This is a genomic window from Kluyvera sp. 1366 (assembly GCF_054823405.1).
In genome coordinates, this window is record NZ_JBTRDW010000006.1 from 299,181 (window position 1) to 317,925 (window position 18,745).

The 18,745-nt window shown below is 60.0% G+C and carries 20 protein-coding genes; all 20 read right to left on the reverse strand.

All coding sequences use genetic code 11. The annotated features are described in order from the left end of the window. Nucleotides 1-398: 398 nt before the first annotated feature. Complete coding sequence (locus tag ACVLVH_RS15600) at nucleotides 399-1,634, reverse strand: beta-ketoacyl-ACP synthase (RefSeq protein ID WP_192413685.1); 1,236 nt, start codon at nucleotides 1,632-1,634, stop codon at nucleotides 399-401. Continuing rightward, on the reverse strand, nucleotides 1,631-2,362 hold the full coding sequence (locus tag ACVLVH_RS15605; protein WP_192413687.1) for a 3-ketoacyl-ACP reductase FabG2: 732 nt from the start codon (nucleotides 2,360-2,362) through the stop codon (nucleotides 1,631-1,633). The genes ACVLVH_RS15600 and ACVLVH_RS15605 overlap by 4 nt, the downstream gene beginning before the upstream one ends. Next, nucleotides 2,359-2,832 carry a hotdog family protein gene (locus ACVLVH_RS15610; protein WP_192413689.1) on the reverse strand — a complete coding sequence of 158 codons (474 nt, stop codon included), beginning with the start codon at nucleotides 2,830-2,832 and terminating at the stop codon, nucleotides 2,359-2,361. The genes ACVLVH_RS15605 and ACVLVH_RS15610 overlap by 4 nt, the downstream gene beginning before the upstream one ends. Next, complete coding sequence (locus ACVLVH_RS15615; protein WP_192413691.1) at nucleotides 2,825-3,982, reverse strand: beta-ketoacyl-[acyl-carrier-protein] synthase family protein; 1,158 nt, start codon at nucleotides 3,980-3,982, stop codon at nucleotides 2,825-2,827. The genes ACVLVH_RS15610 and ACVLVH_RS15615 overlap by 8 nt, the downstream gene beginning before the upstream one ends. Beyond that, nucleotides 3,979-4,551, reverse strand: a complete 573-nt coding sequence (locus ACVLVH_RS15620) for a DUF3261 domain-containing protein (RefSeq protein WP_101760878.1) — start codon at nucleotides 4,549-4,551, stop codon at nucleotides 3,979-3,981. Before ACVLVH_RS15620 ends, ACVLVH_RS15615 begins: the two co-directional genes overlap by 4 nt. Beyond that, complete coding sequence (locus tag ACVLVH_RS15625; protein ID WP_192413693.1) at nucleotides 4,548-6,869, reverse strand: MMPL family transporter; 2,322 nt, start codon at nucleotides 6,867-6,869, stop codon at nucleotides 4,548-4,550. The genes ACVLVH_RS15620 and ACVLVH_RS15625 overlap by 4 nt, the downstream gene beginning before the upstream one ends. Continuing rightward, nucleotides 6,835-7,443: an outer membrane lipoprotein carrier protein LolA gene (locus ACVLVH_RS15630; protein ID WP_370445552.1), complete on the reverse strand. Its 609-nt coding sequence runs from the start codon at nucleotides 7,441-7,443 to the stop codon at nucleotides 6,835-6,837. The genes ACVLVH_RS15625 and ACVLVH_RS15630 overlap by 35 nt, the downstream gene beginning before the upstream one ends. Next, nucleotides 7,443-7,859: an acyl-CoA thioesterase gene (locus ACVLVH_RS15635; protein ID WP_192413695.1), complete on the reverse strand. Its 417-nt coding sequence runs from the start codon at nucleotides 7,857-7,859 to the stop codon at nucleotides 7,443-7,445. Before ACVLVH_RS15635 ends, ACVLVH_RS15630 begins: the two co-directional genes overlap by 1 nt. Beyond that, nucleotides 7,852-9,546 carry a glycosyltransferase family 2 protein gene (locus ACVLVH_RS15640; protein WP_192413697.1) on the reverse strand — a complete coding sequence of 565 codons (1,695 nt, stop codon included), beginning with the start codon at nucleotides 9,544-9,546 and terminating at the stop codon, nucleotides 7,852-7,854. Before ACVLVH_RS15640 ends, ACVLVH_RS15635 begins: the two co-directional genes overlap by 8 nt. Further along, nucleotides 9,540-9,887 carry an ApeI family dehydratase gene (locus tag ACVLVH_RS15645; protein WP_110865895.1) on the reverse strand — a complete coding sequence of 116 codons (348 nt, stop codon included), beginning with the start codon at nucleotides 9,885-9,887 and terminating at the stop codon, nucleotides 9,540-9,542. Before ACVLVH_RS15645 ends, ACVLVH_RS15640 begins: the two co-directional genes overlap by 7 nt. Then, nucleotides 9,874-11,202: an AMP-binding protein gene (locus ACVLVH_RS15650; RefSeq protein WP_192413699.1), complete on the reverse strand. Its 1,329-nt coding sequence runs from the start codon at nucleotides 11,200-11,202 to the stop codon at nucleotides 9,874-9,876. Before ACVLVH_RS15650 ends, ACVLVH_RS15645 begins: the two co-directional genes overlap by 14 nt. Then, nucleotides 11,199-11,753, reverse strand: a complete 555-nt coding sequence (locus ACVLVH_RS15655; protein ID WP_192413701.1) for a COG4648 family protein — start codon at nucleotides 11,751-11,753, stop codon at nucleotides 11,199-11,201. The genes ACVLVH_RS15650 and ACVLVH_RS15655 overlap by 4 nt, the downstream gene beginning before the upstream one ends. Before the next feature lie 4 nt (nucleotides 11,754-11,757). Continuing rightward, on the reverse strand, nucleotides 11,758-12,012 hold the full coding sequence (locus ACVLVH_RS15660; RefSeq protein WP_101760886.1) for an acyl carrier protein: 255 nt from the start codon (nucleotides 12,010-12,012) through the stop codon (nucleotides 11,758-11,760). An 11-nt stretch (nucleotides 12,013-12,023) separates the two neighbouring features. Continuing rightward, nucleotides 12,024-12,281 carry a phosphopantetheine-binding protein gene (locus ACVLVH_RS15665; RefSeq protein WP_007887282.1) on the reverse strand — a complete coding sequence of 86 codons (258 nt, stop codon included), beginning with the start codon at nucleotides 12,279-12,281 and terminating at the stop codon, nucleotides 12,024-12,026. Nucleotides 12,282-12,284: 3 nt separating this feature from the next. Beyond that, nucleotides 12,285-13,082, reverse strand: a complete 798-nt coding sequence (locus ACVLVH_RS15670) for a lysophospholipid acyltransferase family protein (protein ID WP_192413704.1) — start codon at nucleotides 13,080-13,082, stop codon at nucleotides 12,285-12,287. Further along, nucleotides 13,072-13,809, reverse strand: coding sequence for a beta-ketoacyl synthase chain length factor (locus tag ACVLVH_RS15675; RefSeq protein ID WP_137385538.1), 738 nt, complete (start codon nucleotides 13,807-13,809; stop codon nucleotides 13,072-13,074). Before ACVLVH_RS15675 ends, ACVLVH_RS15670 begins: the two co-directional genes overlap by 11 nt. A 189-nt stretch (nucleotides 13,810-13,998) precedes the next feature. After that, the gene (locus ACVLVH_RS15680; RefSeq protein ID WP_167391170.1) at nucleotides 13,999-14,388 is read right to left on the reverse strand and encodes a hypothetical protein; all 390 of its coding nucleotides are present in this window, start codon (nucleotides 14,386-14,388) and stop codon (nucleotides 13,999-14,001) included. A 234-nt stretch (nucleotides 14,389-14,622) separates the two neighbouring features. Further along, a complete protein-coding gene (locus tag ACVLVH_RS15685; RefSeq protein WP_192413706.1) occupies nucleotides 14,623-15,993 on the reverse strand; it encodes an efflux transporter outer membrane subunit in 1,371 nt (456 codons plus the stop codon). Beyond that, nucleotides 15,990-17,081, reverse strand: coding sequence for an HlyD family secretion protein (locus tag ACVLVH_RS15690; protein WP_110865890.1), 1,092 nt, complete (start codon nucleotides 17,079-17,081; stop codon nucleotides 15,990-15,992). The genes ACVLVH_RS15685 and ACVLVH_RS15690 overlap by 4 nt, the downstream gene beginning before the upstream one ends. Continuing rightward, complete coding sequence (locus ACVLVH_RS15695; protein ID WP_498949695.1) at nucleotides 17,078-18,745, reverse strand: MFS transporter; 1,668 nt, start codon at nucleotides 18,743-18,745, stop codon at nucleotides 17,078-17,080. The genes ACVLVH_RS15690 and ACVLVH_RS15695 overlap by 4 nt, the downstream gene beginning before the upstream one ends.

Here is an 18,745-nt window from a genome sequence, read left to right on the forward strand (position 1 = left end):
AGGTACCCTGCCCGGGCTTGTAGGGTCGCCATTCATTCATGGCGACCAATGCTTATCACTGAAGAAAGGGTTTTGCTTTGACTAGGTAGCGGGCTCTGACACATCTGCTGCGTCACGGGCCGTCCTCGCGCCGCTAGCGCGGTGCCTTCGGCTTCCATGTCGTGCCAACGGACCGTTCGCGGATCGGCCTTCCCTGGCCGACCCCGAACTGCCTCACGCATCCATACGTGAGGCTCCTGGCCCAACGTAAAAGCCTCAGCGCTGCGAATAGCCCTTTTGCCGCAGCAGACGCGCCAGCGCCTCTAGCAACTGTGCCCTTTTCAACAACATGTACCGAAGCATCCGGCATGCGTTCGTCGCGGACTTAACTAACAAGCGCCATTCATGGCGACCTGCTATCAGCCTTCGCGCCAGCGTTTAAACACCAGCGAAGTGTTAATCCCGCCAAAGGCGAAGTTATTGGATTGGATGTAATCTGTCTCAATCTGGCGCGCTTCACCGATGATGTAATCAAGTTCACCGCATTCAGCGGCCGGTTGTGACAAATTCAACGTCGGCGCAAACCAGCCTTCACGCATCATCTCAATGCTCATCCAGGCTTCCAGCGCCCCGCACGCGCCCAGCGTATGGCCAAAGTAGCTTTTTAGCGAAGAGATTGGCGTGCTGTTGCCATAAATCGCTGCGGTGGCCTGACTCTCGGCGATATCGCCGCGATCGGTGGCGGTGCCGTGGGCATTGATATAGCCAATCTGCTCCGCCGTGACACCGGCGGTTTTCAGCGCGCGCTCGATACAAATCTGCATGGTTTCACGCTGCGGCTGGGTGATATGCGCGGCATCGCAGTTAGTGTGGAAACCCACCAGCTCGGCATAAATGGTGGCTCCGCGCGCCTGCGCATGTTCCAGCGATTCGAGGATCAAGGTGCCTGCACCTTCGCCAATCACTAATCCGTCGCGCTGCTGGTCGAACGGCGCGGGCGACGTGTGCGGCGCGTCGTTACGCTGGCTGGTGGCGAACAGCGTGTCAAATACCGCCGCTTCGGATGGACACAGCTCTTCCGCCCCACCCGCCACCATCACGGTTTGATAACCGTGACGAATCGCTTCCCAGGCATAGCCGATCGCCTGGCTGCCCGACGTACAGGCGCTGGACGTCGGGATCACCCGGCCGCGCAGGCCAAAGAACAGGCCCGCGTTAACGGCGGTGGTGTGCGGCATCATCTGCACGTAAGTGGTGCCGGTAATGTTGTTGGTGTGCTTTTCCGTCAGCATAGTGGCAAATTCACTCACCGGTCCGGTGCTGCCGGTTGAGGAGCCGTAAGCAATGCCGGTTTCACCGCTGGTCAGCACCGGATGATCGATCAAACCGGCCTGCTCCAGCGCGAGTTCGGTGGCGCGCGTTGCCATCAGTGAGACGCGCCCCATCGAACGAATGCGTTTGCGCGTGTAATGCGCTGGCGGCGTAAAGTCGTCCACCGGCGCGCCGAGCAGCGTGTGCAAGCCGTCGTACACTTGCCATTCCGGCATATGGCGCACCGCATTTTTGCCCTGTTTGATCCGCTCAGCCACCGCGCTCCAGCGCTCACCAAAAGCGGTCACGCCGCCCATGCCGGTTACCACTACGCGCTGAATCACAGCATACCTCCATTGATTGAAATCACCTGACGCGTGACGTAGCCCGCGATGTCCGACATTAAGTAGCTGGCCAGTCCGGCGACTTCATCCGCCGCGCCCATGCGCTTCATTGGGATCAGCTTCATCGCCTCGTCAATCACCAGCGGCTCAAGATCGGTCATACCGGTATCAATCAAGCCGGGTGCGATGCAGTTAACGGTAATTTTGCGTTTCGCCAGCTCAATCGCCAGCGCTTTGGTGGCACCGATAATGCCGGCTTTGGCCGCGCTGTAGTTGACCTGGCCGCGATTGCCCATGATCCCCGAGACCGAGGAGAGCGTAATAATGCGTCCGCCCTTGCGCAGGCCAATCATCGGCATCACGCACGGATGAATCACGTTGTAGAAGCTGTCGAGATTGGTGTGGATCACGCTGTCCCACTCGTCATCGGTCAGCGCCGGGAACGCCGCATCGCGCGTGATGCCCGCATTGCTCACCACGCCGTAGTAGGCACCATGCGTGGCGATATCCTGTTCCAGTGCGCTGCGTGTGGCATCGCGCTGCGCCACGTCAAACTGCAAGGTGCGCCCACATCCGCCTGCCGCCTCAATCTCAGCCAGCGTCTGCGCGGCACCGGCGCTGTCGCGATGATAATGCACCACCATTTCAAAGCCATCCTGCGCCAGACGCAATGCGATGGCGCGGCCAATACCTTTACTTGCGCCGGTCACTAAAACGCTGCGTGTCATGGCTGAACTCCTTGTTGCAATTGAATTAACTCGTGTTCATTGGGCTGATAGGTATTCAGCCGCCCGCTGGCGATGATCGCCTCGCCGCAGCGGATCTCCCCTTCGAAGCTGCCCAATCGGTCGTCACGCATCAGCAGGCGCATCTCAACGCGCAGCGTGCTATTGGCGGCGAAAGCGGCGCGGCTGGCACGATAACCGCGTCCGCCAAGCAGCATGCCGAGACGAATCTCATCGCCGCCGCGCTGACGCACATGAAAGCCCGACCAGACGCCAACGGTCTGCGCCATGATCTCCACGCCGTACCACGCCGGTAAATCGCCCTGTGCGGTGAGAAAAGGGGCCAGCACGCCTGTCGCGTTGATACTGACTTCGCAGATCACGCTGTCGTCGCTAACCTGGATGACGCGATCCAGCAGCAGCATCGGTGCACGATGCGGCAGATAAGCATCTACCGGCAGAAAATCACTCATAAGGCTTTCCTACAATCAGGCAGGTATTGTTCCCGCCAAAAGCAAACGAATTTGAGGCAATCACCGGGCGCGCCAAAGGCTGCGGCGTGGTGATCAAACCGCACGCCGGCAGCGAAGTATCGTGTGCCGCCAGCGAGAAATCCTGCGGCGGCGGCGGCAGCTGCCGCTGCAGAATCAGTGCGGCTAAAGCCGCTTCGGTGGCGCCCGCCGCGCCCAGCGTGTGGCCGGTCAGGTGTTTGGTTGAACTGCACGGCACGCGTTCACCAAACAGGCGATGAATCACCGCAGATTCCACCTGATCGTTCAGCGGCGTGGCGGTACCGTGCAGGTTGATGTAACCAACATCCTGCGGCTGTAAACCCGCCTGTTGCAGCGCCATCAGCATAGCGCGCTCAGCGCCGACGCCTTCAGGATGCGGTGCCGACATGTGCCACGCGTCCGACGATTCACCGCAGCCGAGCAGCGCCAGCGGCTGCTTTTCGCGCGTCAGCAGCAGCAGCGCGGCAGCTTCACCAATCGAAATGCCGTCGCGATCGGCGCTAAACGGCGCGCAGTGACGTTCAGAGAGTGAATCCAGGCTGGCGAAGCCGTTAATCGGCATACGACTTAGCGAATCCGCGCCGCCCACCAGCGCCACGTCCGCTAAACCAGCATCAATCAAACGTTGGCCGCTAATTATGGCGCGCGCACTGGATGAGCAGGCAGTCGAAATGGTGTAAGCCGGACCGTCCAGCGCTAAAAAATGCGCCAGGAAGCGTGATGGATCGCCAAGCTCCTGCATGCGGTAATCGTAGCCCGACAAGGCGTCATCCACCTGACGATCGCCTTCATCCACGCCGGAGGTGCTGGTGCCAAGCACAATCGCCACGCGATCGCGCCCATATTGCGCGATCGCCGCATCCACTGCCGGGCGTATCTGCGCCAGCGCGGCCAGCAGCAGCTGATTGTTGCGGGTGTTATGCGCCGCCAGCGCGGCAGGAATCAGCGGCAACGCGCCCTGCACTTCGCCCAGCCAGCAGCGTTTGCCGTCTTGCAGCCAGCCGTCACGCGGTTGCATACCGGGCGCGTGGCCCGCTTGCAACTGTGTGGCGATGTGCGCCAGGTTGTTGCCCAGCGCATTCACCATGCCAAAGGCGGAGATGTAAATCATGATGAGGCATCCAGATGTTGGATTTGAATCTGATAACCAAACGCACGTTGATCGATGCTGATCGGCTCACGCAACTCGCCGCGTTGCAGATAGCGAATCAGCGTCACCACCTTGCCGGCGGGATCGCGCAGCTCGCGCCGATCGTCGATGTCGGTCAGCGTCCAGCCACGCGGCAACTGCGGCTGCCACGCGCTGATCGGCCAGTGGCTCAGCATCACATCCGCCAACACCTGACTGGCGGGCGGCATTTCCGGCAGCGCCATCATCTGCTGCGTGTGAATGCCGTTTTTATCATAGGTGACGCGGAACAGGCGAATGCCAAGCGATGACAAACCGGCGAGGCTCAGCTGCTGTGAATCCGCGCTCAGCAGCACCAGCAGCGACTGGGTTTTGCCTTTGGCGTGGCCGGTCAGCAACTGCTGCTGCTGAAACGCGGGCGAGATGCCCGGCGCCGGCAGCGTGACGCGCACGCCCGGTTTCAGCCACGCGGTTGGCCGATTGAGGTCGCTCTGATGCTGCGCGCAGCCGCTTACCAGCAGGCTTAACAGCAGCAAAATGCCCATTTTCATCGTTGCTTCCTTTTCCCCGGAGCCAGCGCCAACGGCGCCAGCAAGAATGCACAAAAAATCCCGCTGCACAGCACGGTACCAAAACCGCTGATGGCGGCGGTGCTGCTGAACACCAGCATGCCGAGCGTTAACAGTGTGGTCATCATCGCCAGCGTCACCGCCAGCATGGAGGTTAACGGCGTGCCGCGCGGATTGCTGAAGAACAGCGTGTAGTTGATGCCGATGCCCAGCACCAGAATCAGCGCCAGCAAGGCAAACAGATTGAGGCTCGCGCCGATCCAGCCCAGCGTCGCCAGCGCCGCCGCCAGCGACAGCCACGACGGCAGCGCGCTGCGCATCCCGGCTTTCACGCCCAACCGTAGCATGTAGCTGCCGGTAATCAGCAATAATGCCAACGCCAGCAATCCGCTCAGCAGCGTGCGCCAGAAGCGGAACAGTTCATCATAGCTGGCCTTGCGATCAACCCAACTGACGCCCACCTGCTGGGATGCCAGCTGCTGCAACGCGGCGCTGTTTTTAACGCCGCCGATCGGCACCAGCACGCTGCTGCGTCCGTCCGGCAGCGACAGCCACAGCAGCCGCCAGCCTTCACTCAGCGGGCTCGCCAGCCAGTCGGCGGCGGTCACCGACATGGCGCTGAGATTGGCATTCGCTACAGTAATGCCCGCCTGCTTCAATCGATCCAGAATGGTTGGTGCAGCCTGCTGTAACAGCGCTACATCCTGCTGCTGCTGCGCCAGCGAACTCAGCGGCAGCACGCGATAACTTTTGAACCAGCCTTGCTGCTGCGCCTGTTGCAGCTTCGGTGTTAGCGCGCTCAGCCGTTGCAGTGCTTGCTGTTCATCATCGCCCCACACCACAAACCAGGTTTGATCGGCCTGCTGACCGGTGAGTTGCGCCAGCTGACGATCCTGCGCTAACAGCTGCGCCGGCGCACTTTGCAGATGGGCAATATCATCATCGACCTTGAGTTGTAGCATGCCGCTCAGCGCATAGATCGCCACCAGCGCCGGTAAGCCGCGCTTCAGCCCGTTATTGCGTCGCCACGCGGCCAGCCAGCGCGCCAGCCACACCATGGCCGGAATCGGTCGCACCGGTAAACCGCGTACCAGCCACGGATAAAAACAGATCACCGTCAGGCAGGATGCGCTTAATCCGCTGGCGGCAAATACCGCCAGCTGGCGCAAGCCGGGGAACGGTGCCAGCAGCATCAGCAGCCAGGCAATCGCCGTGGTGCCGAGCGCCAGCAGCAGCGTGCCGCGCACCTTATGCAAACTTTGCCACGGCGTGGCTTGCTCGCCATGCACCATGCGTTCCGTCAGATAGTAGAGCGTATAGTCGGCAGAGATACCGACAATGCTGAGGCTCATCACTAAGGTGGTGAGATGCAGCTCACCAAAACAGAGCAACGTCAGCACCGTGCCCGCCATCGCGCCCATCGCCACCGACAATGCACAGAGCGCCAGCGGCCGTAATGAACGGAACACCAGCCACACCAGCAGCAGCAATCCCGCTAACGTTGCGCTGCCGAGGGTTTCGACATCATGCTGCGCGCGCTGGCTGGCATCGTCGCTAAACAGCACCGTGCCACGCGTCAGCAGTTGCGCATCCGGCCAGCGGGTTTTCAGCTGTTGCTCCAGCTGATTGAGCGCGGTCACCAGTTGATGGCTCTCTTTGATACTGAAAGCATTGCTCGCCAGCTCGCCGTGCAGGAAATACCAGCGGCGCTGCTGCGCATCCTTGACCGTCAGCCAGCCGTTATGCAGCAGCATTTTATTGGCGTTCTGCTGCATCGCCAGCTGTGCGCCGCGCACCAGCAGCAGCGGATCGTGGCCGATCTCTTTGCTACCGACGCCCGCGAAAGCCGAGAACAGCTGCGCCAGAATCCAGTCGGCCTGCGCGTTACCACCGTTCTGCAGGCGCGCGCGCGTGGCCGCATCGATCAAGCCGTTGCGATGTTGAAACGCGTAGGCGCCCCAGCGCTGCATCTGATCGTCATCCAGCGCTCCGCTCACCTGTTTCAGCATCGGCAAGGCTTGCAGCTGCGCTTGCCACCAGGCCGCAACCGCATCGCCGTGGTGATCGTTGGCACTTACCAGCCACACCAGCTGACGATCGAGGCGCTGCATAAAGCCGTGCTGGATCTCCGCTGGCGCCTGGCCGAGGTTTTGCTGCGGCAATAACGCCAGCACGCTGCTATTCAGCTGGCTGCGCGGCAGCAAAACCGCCAGCGTCACCGCTAACGTCAGGCACACCGCCAGCCACAGCAGCGCAACGGCTTTTTCACTGCGCTGGGGCAAAACGGGCTCGCTCTTCATCGGTTAACTGTTTCGGTTCGGTACGGGTAGCGCTAAGGGTGATCTCGGTTTTATCGCCCTGCTTGTCATCCAGCGTGATGCGATTAAGAAACGCCTCGCCTTGCAGATCGATACGGTTAAAGATCTTATTCAGCGGCGCGGCTTTCGGCGTCAAACCAAGTTGCCAGCGATTGTTGCCCAGATCGTGGAAATCGAGCGCAAAATTCTCACGCAGCACCTTTTCATCTGCCTGGAACAGCGCGCGCAACAAATGGTTGAACTGGAACATCTGCGGATTGCTGTCGGCGGTGATCACCTGCGGCGGCTGGCCGCTCATGCTCTGCACCATGCGCTTATCATCAAGGATCAGCATCAGCGGGAACGGCGTGGCTTGCTGCCACCACAAACCCTGCTGCTGGGCGATCAGCAACTGACCGCGTGACACCAGCGGCTGCGCCATGCCGGCAATGGTGCGCACCTGAACAAAATTGGCGCGGATCACCGGTTGGCTGGCAAAGCGCTGTTGCAACTGCTCGAGCGTGACCGCGCTGGCGTTGGCGCAGATCACCAGCAGCAGCAGACAAAGGGTTCTGATCACGGTTTCACTCCCAGGCGTTCAAACAGAATATCGGGCGAGACAAAACACATCTCCTGCGTCGCTGCATTGACCGCCACCTGCAGCGTGTGTGCTGTGGTGGTCACCTGCCCCGCCGCGTTGCGGATCACATAATCAATGCGTAAACGGTTTTCGTATTCGCTGATACTGGCGACGACGCGGACCACCTCTTCGCAGCGCAGCGGCTGGCGGTATTTCACATGGGTATCGACCACCGGCCAGACGTAGCCGCTGGCGGCCATTTCGCCGTAGCTGTAATTGACGCTGCGCAGCAAGGCTTCGCGCGCCACTTCAAAAAAGCGGAAATAGTTGCCGTGCCACACCACGCCCATCGGATCGCAGTCGTGAAACGACACGGTAATGTCCACCTCAGCGCGGTAGTTGCTTTCACTCATCGCGACTTTTCTCCTCGGGCAACGTCCAGAAATCGTAAAAGTTAAACCAATCCAGCGGCGCCATCAGCGCGTGCTGTTGTAACCGTTCGGCGTAGCGATCGACGGTGGCCTGTAACGCCTGCTGGCGCTGGGCGCGCGGCAGCGAGAGCGGATCGGCAAAGGCTTCGCAGTGCACCCGCAATCGCCCCTGTTCGCGCAGGGCGAACATCAGCAGCACTGGACAGCGCAACGCCGCCGCCAGCACAAACGGTCCCTGGGGAAACGGTGCAGGATGGCCCATAAATTCACTCCACACCACGCGACGCTCGCCGCCGCGCTGGCGATGCACGGCGGTACGATCGCCAACAATCGCCACCCATTCACCGGCATCAAGTTTTTGCTGCAGCAGAATGGCGGTGTCCGGACCGATATCGGTGACCGGCAGCAGATTGACGCCCGCCTGCGGTGCAATGCTCTCCAGCACCTCGCGGAAGCGTTGCGCATTGTCTGTAAACACCAGCGCATTAATCACCAATCCGCTGACCTGTTTGGCCATCGCGCGGCAGGCTTCGATATCACCGAGATGCGAGGCCAGAATCAGATGGCCTTTGCCCTCGGCGGCGCGAATGGTGGCTTCCGCACCTGGCGCGAAATCAATGTCGCGCCCCCATTGCAGATCGCCGCGCCAGCTAGCGACTTTATCCAGCATGCTGTAGCCGAAACGCAGAAAGTGACGATAGCTGCTGAGCGGCGCAGGCAGCGCGATGTTCTGCCGCTGCGCCATCGCCCGCACTCGCGTCAGCCACTGCTGCGAGGCGGCGCGCGCGGTGCGTCCGGTTAGCCAGTAAACCGCCACCACCGGCCACAGCAGCAAGATAAAAGGCAAGCGTCCGGCGCGGCGATAGAGCCACAGCATAAAGCGCAAACCGCTCTGCCCGCGTCGTTCCGGCGTTGCAGACCAGTGTTGCGCATCACTACGCTGACGCAGTAACTTCGGGATGCGTGGCAACATGCCGAAGAACAGCCGCGTGTGCATCCATGAGATGCGCAGGTTGTCCCGCAGCGCATCAAAGTGCGATACGCCGCTGGCCGGATAGGTCACGCGCGTGGTGATAAAACGGCTCGGCGTGCCCTGCCAATAGAGGCGCACCATGATTTCGGTGTCGAAATCCATGCGCTGACCAATTGGATGGCGATCGCACAACGCCAGCGATGGCGCGAGCGGATAGACGCGGAAGCCGCACATGCTGTCTTTCAGCGAGAACGACAGCGTTTCCACCCACACCCAGAAATGGGTGATGTAGCGGCCATAGAGGCGCGATTTGGGAATCGAGGCGTCGTAAAGCGGCTGACCGGAGATCAGACAGTGCGGATAACGCTGCGCTTCGGCCAGCATACGCGGCGTGTCTTCCACCTGATGCTGACCATCGGCATCGAGTTGCAGCGCGTGGCTGTAACCCGCCGCCGCCGCCGCGCGCATCCCGGCAATCACCGCCGCGCCTTTGCCCTGATTGTGGGGTAGCGTCAGCACCCGCAACTGCGGTGCCTCCAGCGCCGCAATCAGCTGTTTGGTGGTGGCATCGCTGCCGTCATCCACCAGAATCACCGGCAAGTTGAACGGTGCCAGCCGCGCCAGCACCGACGCCAGCATCGCGCCGTGGTTATAGCAGGGAATCAGCACACAAGGCGTGAAGTGAGAACTCAACACAGGCGGATCTTCCCGCTGCTGGCCACCGTCGCCACGTCGCCGTTGATCAGGCTGTAGCTGAAACTGAGCAGCGATTTTTCTGCCTGCCACTGCAGCTGTAACGCCAGCTCGGCATCCGGCGGCACCGGCTGCTGGAACTTGATATTGTCAATCGCGGCGAAAGATTTACCGATGGCTAAACGCGTCAGGCCGTAATGCAGCGCCCAGTCGAGCTGCGCCACGCCGGGCAGGATTGGCAGCGTCGGGAAATGGCCGCGAAACCAAAAGAGATCGGCAACAACGTGCAGGCGCAATGTCAGTGCATCGCCCTGCTGTTCGGCATGCAGTTCAACCGGCAGCATCAAATAACTCCTCAATTTGTGGCCAGGCGCGTTTACTTTGTGCGGTGACAGGAATCGACGTCACCACGCGCCAATAGCGCGGAATCGCCACCGGCTCCAGCCAGGGTTGCAGGGCGCGTTTCCACTCAATTTTTAGCTGATGCAGCGTCGCCGCATCCAGCATCTCAGGCAGCGCCAGCACCACGCCAATCGCGTTACGACCGTGACGCTGAATCGCCAGCGCGGCGGCATCTTCCACGCCGGGCAACGCCAGCAGGCGGCGTTCAATTTCACTCAGCGATACGCGTTTATCTTCGATCTTCACCACGCGATCCTGACGTCCCGCCAGCTGAAACTGGCCGGACGGCTGCTGCACGATACGATCGTCGAGCGCGCAACCGGCGTCGGTTTCCAGCAAGGCGGAAAATACCCGCCAGCGTCCGGCGTCCTGCTCACGCAGGGTAATCTGCGGAAAACAGTGCCACAGCGCGTTCTCCTCACGTGCAGAGCGCCAGCCAATCACGCCGGTTTCGGTGCTGCCATAAATTTCATCAACCGTGCAGCTCAGCGCCTGTTGCGCATGCTGCGCCGCCGTCCACGGCAACGCACCACCGGCGGACACGATCAGTTCGCAGCGCGGCCCGGCCAATGCAGGATCGAGACGCCGCAGAAACGCGGGGCTGCTGATAAACGCGTAGCGACGATCGGGTGAATGATCGGCCAGCTGTTCACTGTAGAAAATTTGCTGCGCGGCAAAGGGTAAACCCAACGCCATCGGCAGCACGATGCGAAAACTCAGGCCATACAGATGTTGATGGCTGACGGAGGCAATCACATGGCAATCACGTAAGCGTGCGCCCCACAAGCTGGAGAGCCAGCGGGCTTCAAGATCCAGCGCGCGCAGCGATTTCACTACGCGACGCGGCGTGCCGGTCGAACCAGAGGTGAACAACACCAGCGTGGCGTCGGCGGCGATTGGCGGTAACGCACCGCTCGCCAGCGCGCCGTCCCAGCGCAGCTGCGGCAGCGCGACTGCCAGCGGCATATCGCTGATCACGCCATCCAGGCTGTCGGCCATCTCTTCCAGCTGGGCCGCGCGACAGTGTCCGGGGATCACCGGCGTTTTACCGGCGTGCCACAGCGCCAGCAGCGCGGCGGTAAACGCATAGCTGTTATCAAAGCACAGCGCCCAATATTGGCCGGGCTGGTTTTGCAGCCGATCGGCCAGCGCCCGCACCTGCTGACGCAAGGTGTGCAGCGTATGTTGCTGTTGGCCGTGCCAGGCCACCATGCGATCCGGCGCGCTGAGCCAGTCGCGGAGGCTATGTAAGTTCATGCCTGTTTCCTTATGCGCTGACGCAGCAGCCATTCACCGCCCATCAGCGTGCCCATCAGCAGATAGCTGATGCACCCATTCCAGAGTGTCCAAAGCGTGACATCATTGAGCAGGCAGGTGAGCAACGCCACGCTGCCGTTGAAGATGAAAAAGCCGCACCACACTTGCGTCACGCGGCGGGTATAACGCACCGCGCGCGGTGGCAGATCCGGTTCGCGCAGCCGTGCCAGCCGTTCCACCAGCGGCATGGGGCTCCACAGCGACGCGCCAAACAGCAGCAGCATCGATGCATTAACCACCAGCGGATACCACAGCAGCAGATGTTGCGATCGCAGCAGCAGGCTGGCGAGGCATAACGCGCTGCCCACCAGCGCCAGCATCAGCATCACGCGCGCCATCGGCCCGGCGGCACGGCGCAGCGTCCAGACGCGCAGCACAAACAGCAGCGCCAGCAGGCCCGTTACGCCGCGCCACTGTGGCTGGGTGAGGGTTAACCACACCAGAAACGGCCACGCCAGCAGCGCCGCTCCGTTTAGCAGCCGCAGCAGCATGCGATCAGGCTTCGTCGCGCATCAGTTGATCGACGGCATCCACCACATCCTGCACGGTACGCACCGCGCGGAAGGTTTCCGGTTTGATCTTACGGCCAGTACGCTTTTGCAGATGCACCACCATATCGACCGCATCGATGCTATCCAGCTCGAGGTCTTCATACAGGCGGGCGTCCGGACGAATATCATCCGGCTCAATTTCAAACAGCGAGGTGAGCAGCGAAGCCACTTCCTGGTAAATTTCGTTTTTGTTCATCATGTTGACTGCTCTCAGGCTTGCTGTTGTTCAACAAACGCGGCCAGTGTAGCCACGGAAAAAAAGTGCGCGCGCAGCGTTTCACTCTCGGCGGAGAGCTGTACGCCGAAGCGATTTTTCACCGCTAGTCCCAGCTCCAGCGCATCGATTGAATCGAGGCCCAGCCCCTCGCCAAACAGCGGTGCGTCGGTTTCGATGTCGTCAGGGCTGATATCTTCCAGATTCAGCGTGTCGATAATCATCTGTTTGATGTCGTTAATCAGTACTTGCATAACTTAGTTGGTCTCTTCAGGCACCAGCGCCTGTTGCAGATGACGCGTCAGACGACGTGCGGCCAGCGGCTGCGTATCCTCTTCGGCTTCACTAAAGGCGTGGCTGGCAATACGCGATTGTACGCGTACAGTAAAAATCGGTTTAACCAGCGGAATCTGATACCAGCGGCTTTGTTTATCGAGCATGCGCTCGGTGCAGCTGATGTGCACCAAACGTAGATCGCAGCCCGCGCGCACCGCAATGTTGGCGGCACCGCGCTGCAGCTTCAGCGGCTCGCCATAACGTGTGCGCGTGCCTTCCGGGAAAATCAAAATGGTATCGCCGCGCGCCAGTCGCTGCTGGCTGTCTGGCAGCAGCGTATCGGCTTCGCTGTTAATCAGGTAATCGGCGGCGCGAATCACGCCACGGAAGAAAATGTTGTGCTGCAGCTCGGCTTTCACCAGGCAATCCATCTCCGGCAGCACCGACGCAATCATCACGTAATCGATCAGTGACGGATGGTTGGCGACGATCAGGCAGCCGCGATCCTGACGCAGCTGTTCTGCGCCGATGATTTGGTAATCGTAAACCCCGACAACGCGGCAGAAACGCAGGAAGCAGCGGAAGCTCCAGGCGATGCTGCTGCGGGCGATATGGCGACGGCGCAGGCCATCACGCTGCACGAGTAACAGCAGATTGAACCAAATCAGCGACAGTAGCAGGCCGCCCACACTGAACAGCGTAAAGCTGACGGCGGTCATCATCAGCCGCCAGTAATAGTTGAAACCGGGACGCGCCTCGGTCAGCGAATTATCCACCATGCAGACGCTCCCAGTGCCACTGATGGCGCTCGCCGGCCACGCTAAAACGTGGCGTGTTGTGCAGCATCGCCGCCAGAAATTGCAGACTTTGCGGCAGAGGGTTGTGCAGCTCAGCGGGTTTGCCGGCCTGCGCTTCGCAACGCCATGCCTCGCCCGCCCGTAGCAGCAGCGCTACCGCGTACGGCGCATTAAAGCGATCGATTTCCGGTAGCCACGGACGGTAGTAATCCGGCACCACGCCGTCAAAATCCACCAGCAGCACCTGCGCATAACCCGCCTGATGCAGCGCCGCCACTTCTATCAATCCTTGCTGGAAGCTATCAATACCGGCCGAAACCGAGGATGAAACCAACGGCTGACGCGCGGCGATGGTCAAACTGCCCACCGCTGAGTTGTGAACCGACATGGCGAAATCGGTGGGCGACAGCGCTTGCTGTTCCGCCAGCGCGGTGAGAATGCGCAGATTACGCTCCAGTTCGCCGTGGCGACTGGTGAAGACGATGGCGTCCACGCTGTGCCGCGCCAATAACGCCAGCCCGCACTCAACCGCAGCACGGCTGCCGGCGCTGAGACGACGCGCGGTCATCATCGGCAAAAATTGGGGTTTCGCGATAGGTTGCGTGGCATCTAACGCCGGTGCCTGTTGCGCCCAACGTTGCCACTCTTCTGCGGTGCTGTTGCCCGGCGCGATGGCGTGCCAGTCAACAAGGGAGTAAGCGAGTTTCATACCTGTATTCTTTCTTCAGCCTCAGGGATGGTCCGGTTTTCGCTGCGCGGCATCCCTTCCTTGCTCTCTATACCCGTCATCCCATGCGGATGTCGCCGATTAACAAGGCGGGCACGTGGCCCGCCTGTTTCTATTTCGGCAGCGTTACGGCTAACTTTACAACATTATGTCAGCAATCACGCTTCGCGCTTATTTAGCGGCTTCGACCGCCAGTCGCGTCTGGATGCCCTGGCTCAGGTTCTGAATCCAGCGGTTATAGTTGCGGTGAATCTGACCGCTGCCTGCTTTCAGATTCTGGCTGCTGACATACTGAATTTGATAACTGTTCGCGGTGTAGTTCACGCGAATATCCGCGGTATGTCCGCGCTCGGCCAGGTGACCATTCATCACGCCCGGACCCGCTGGCGTCATCACCCAATGGTTAGCGGCGCCCGCCTGGACGATAGCTTGCTTCATTTGCTCATCCGAGTAGCTCTGACCCACGGTCTGGCTAACATTCTGGATCGGCGCGGTACGCGGCGCACAGCCGGTTAACAGGACCGCAGTAACTAACAACGCAAAACCGATTTTTTTATTCATCATTTCCTTTTCTTCCCCTGTCTTTGCATGCCGCTTAAGTGAGCGACCGCGCTGGTAAACTTACCAACACTGTTCCGTTCAGACTGTGTAAAGCGGGCGGATAATAACATTATTTGTAAAGACAAGTAAAAAGAAGCATGAATGACTTTAGAATCGTTTACTGCCGATTTAAAACCAGACGCAGGCCGTTTTACGGCGGAATTTCTACCGAAAAATGGCCTTGCGACATGATGTTTAACCCTGCCAGCCGCCGCCGAGCGAACGATATAGATCGATTTGCGCTAACAGCAGCGTATTTTTTACTGACACGATATTCAGCTGAGTGCTGAACAGCGTGCGCTGGGCGTCCAGCTCATCCAGATAAGAGGCGTAACCATTTTGGTAACGGTTGTGGGCAATGCGATACGCTTCCGCCACATAACTCTCCTGTTTCTGCAACTCCGCCAGCTGCTCCTCGCTACGGCGAATGGCATCCAGCGCGTTATCCACGTCGGAGAAGGCGTTACGCACCACTTTTTCATAACCGTACAGCGCCTGATTACGCGTCGCCATCGCCACATCCACCTGAGCAGTTAGCGCTTCGCGATTCAGCAGCGGAGCCAGAATGCTGCCGCCAATGCTCCACAGACGGAACGGATTATCCAGCAGCTGATGCAGTTCGCTGCTTTGCAAGGTGCCGCTGGCGGTGAGATTGAGCGACGGCAACAGTTTGGCCTGGGTTGAAGCCAGTGACGCGTCGGCGGCCAGCAGCTGGCGCTGCGCCTGCACAATATCGGGACGGCGATTCAGCAGCTGTGAAGGCAGCAGCGATGGCAAGGTTTGCGGCTTGATGTGGTCGAACTGGCTGCTGCGCGCGATTTGGCGCGGGTTCATGCCCACCAGCACGCTAAGCGCGTTCTCCTGCTGCTCGATCTGATGCTGCAACTGCGGGATCTGCGCTTTGGCGGTTTGATATTCCGAGGCGGCCTGCATCCATTCAAGGCGCGAGGTGTAGCCGGTTTCAAACTGGCGCTGCGCCAGGTTGAGCGAGTTTTTGCGTGTCGCCAGCGTTGCCTGGGTTACGCGCAGCTGTTCATCCAGCGCGCACAGGCTGAGGTAGCCCGATGCCACCGAACTGGCGACGGTGAGCTCAGCGGCAGAAGCGGCAGCACGCTGCGCATCCAGCGAAGCTTCTGCGGCGCGAATGCTGTTGCTGCGGCTGCCCCATAAATCCACCTCGTAGTTGGCCTGCAGCAATCCCTGAAATACCGCGTTTTCATACGGCTGACCGGTGGCCGCCGACAGCGCACGCTGATGCGTAGCCGCCACGCCCGCCGACAGCGTTGGAAAATTATCGCCCTGCGCGGCACGCAACTCGGCACGGTATTGATCCACGCGTGAACGCGCGGTGAGGACATCGCTGTTGTGCTGCAGCGCCTGCGTGACAAGGCGATTAAGATTGGCATCGCCAAAGTTCTGCCACCATTGCGCCTCCGGCAGCGCATGCGGGCCCACCTGCTGACGCCAGCTCTCAGGAATCGGCAACGATGACGGCGCTTTTTCTACTTCCGTCGCACAGCCGCCCACCATTAATGCCATGCACGCGGCTAACAGTAAGCGCCTCATGGCGCATCCTTGTGCGGCTCTGCGGCGGTATCAATGCTCACTTCCACTGACATGCCCGGACGCAGTGCTTGCAGATCGTCATTCAAAATTTTGATGCGCACCGGAATGCGCTGGGCAATTTTCACAAAGTTGCCGGTGGCGTTATCCGGCGAGATAGCACTGAATTCGGAACCGGCGGCAGGCGAAATAAACTCGACGCGGCCATCGTAGTGCTTACCGTCCAGCGCATCGACGCGGATATTCACCGGTAAACCGGGACGCACGCGCGCCAATTGAGTTTCCTTGAAATTCGCGATGATCCATTTGTTTTCTGGCACCACCGATGTCAAACGCGTGCCGGCGGTCACATAGCTGCCTTTGCGCACCGACAGCTGACCGAGCTGGCCGCTGTCTGGCGCGATGATGCGCGTATTCGCCAGGTCGATATTTGCCAACTCCAGCGCCGCCTGCGCACTGGCAACATCGCCCTGCAGTGACGCGCGATTCACCACCACGGTTTGCAGATTCTGTTGTGAAACGGCCACCTGCGCATCCGCCTGACGCAACTGTGCCTGCGCCTGGGCATTTGCCGCGCGCGCGGCGTCGCGCTCACGTACCGACAGCGAGCCATCAGCCGCCAGATTCTCAACGCGCTTGAGATCGAGGCTGCTTTTCAGCGCCTGCGCTTTGGCATTTTCCAGCGCCGCTTTATTGCTGAGAATATTGGCTTCGGCACTTTTACGTTGCTGCTGGTTGTTGTTCTGCGCGGCGATTTTCATATCCAGCTGCGCCTGCGCCTGATGCACGCGCTGACGATAGATACGATCGTCGATGGTCATCAGCAGTTGGCCTTTGGTCACTGGCTGCAAATCCACCACGTTCACTTCAGTCAGATAGCCATTCACCTGCGGGCTGATAAAGGTTACCTGGCCACGCACGTAGGCGTTTTCCGTGGACTGAACGGTGCTGGTGAACGGCCACAGCTGCCAGGCATAGAGGATCACCAGCACGCCGACGATGACAATGCCGCTGCCAGCGGCGATAGAAAGAATGCGTCGGCGGTTGGTGCGCTCGCGCTCCGCCGCCTGAATGTCGTCCTGTTGGCTCATGAATTCTCCGTCGGGGTTACTGGTTGTGCCGCATTCATTTTAGTCTGACGCCAGTTGATATAGCGTAAGCGCGTCAGGCGATACAGCACCCAGATTAAGGTGATGAAAGCCAGCGCGGCGGTAAGAAGATAAGTATCGTTATAGGCCAGCACGTTGGCTTGCAGCGTCGCCACCGTTTGCAGCTGGCTGCTGCTTTGCGCGCTGAGCAGCACGCTATCCGGCAACTGGCTGCTAAACAGCGAGCTGTACTGGCTAAGGCGTTCGGTCACGTTGGGATCCAGCTGCGACAGCTGATCGCCCAGCAGGCTGGAGTGGTATTTTTCGCGCCACGTCTGGAACGTGCCGAGAATGGCCGCGCTGATCAGGCCGCCTAAGTTCTGGCTCATACCGAACAGCACCGAGAAGCTGACCAGGTTTTTCGGTTGCGTCACCACGCCGCCAATCCCCAGCAGCATGGCAGGCCCGAGGAAGAAGGCGCTGCCGAAACCGAGCAGAAACTGGCTAAAGTAGAGATTGTGGGCACGCGTCAGCGGGTTGGATTGCGCATCCATCAGCGAGGCGACGATCATTACCACCAGCGACACGACAATTGGCCAGCTCAGATGCGTGGGTTTGATGGTTAATGCGCTGGCGATCATGCCGCAAATCACCCCGGCAATGATCGCTAACGCCAGACCGCGCATCTGATCGTTGAGTAAGCCAAGCTGCTGCAGGAAACCCACCGCGCCAGTGTTTTGCTCGGCCAATAGAATACGCATCATGATCATCACAATGCCCAGCCGCACAATCGTGCCGTTGCTGAGCCAGCGGGTATTCAGCAACGGATTCTTACGGTTGTGCTCGACGACAATCGCCGCCACGATCAACACCAGCGCCAGCGCTAATGCCACACCGAGCCACGGCGTGCTGAACCACCATTCGATGCGGCCCAGCGACAGCACCGCGCACAGCAGCGCCATGCCCGGCGCCATCAGCATAAAGGTGAGGAAATCCATCTTTTCAAAGGCTTTGATGCGGTCGCCGGGCGGCAGTTTCACCACCAGCACGCAGCCCAGCGAGATCATCGCCAGACCGAGTTCAAACAGGTATAAACCGCGCCACTCTTGCAGCTGCAGCAGTTCGGTGGAGAACAATCGTGCCAGCGGAATCGCCAGCTGCGATGCGGTGATGCCAATCACCAGGGCTTTAAGCCGATGCTTCGCCGGCCAGGCCTGAATCTGGTAATAGATGCCGAGCGAACTGAGCGCCGCGCCGACCATGCCGTGCGCGGTGCGGACAATGATCGCCGAGCTGAGATCGTTAGCCAGCAGGTGGAAAAATGCCACGATCACATATAGCACCAGAAACGCTTCGGTGAACAGCCGCAGACCAAACTGCTGGCGGAACTTCACCAGCAGCAGGTTGATGGAGATGTTGCCCATCACATATACCGCGGGCAACCAGGCGATCTCATTGCTGTAAGCGCCGAAGGTGCCTTGCAGATTGGTGAGGTTGGCAGAGACCAGCGCGTTACTCAGCGCGCCGGTAATCGAGATCAATAAGCCAATGATGCCAAATGCGATGCGCTTCGAAGGCGAATGCAGCGGCGTTGAGGGCGAGCCCGGCAGCATCGGCTTCTCATGCGGCAGCCATTCGCGCGGAGCATAAGGATTACGTTTTGCCAC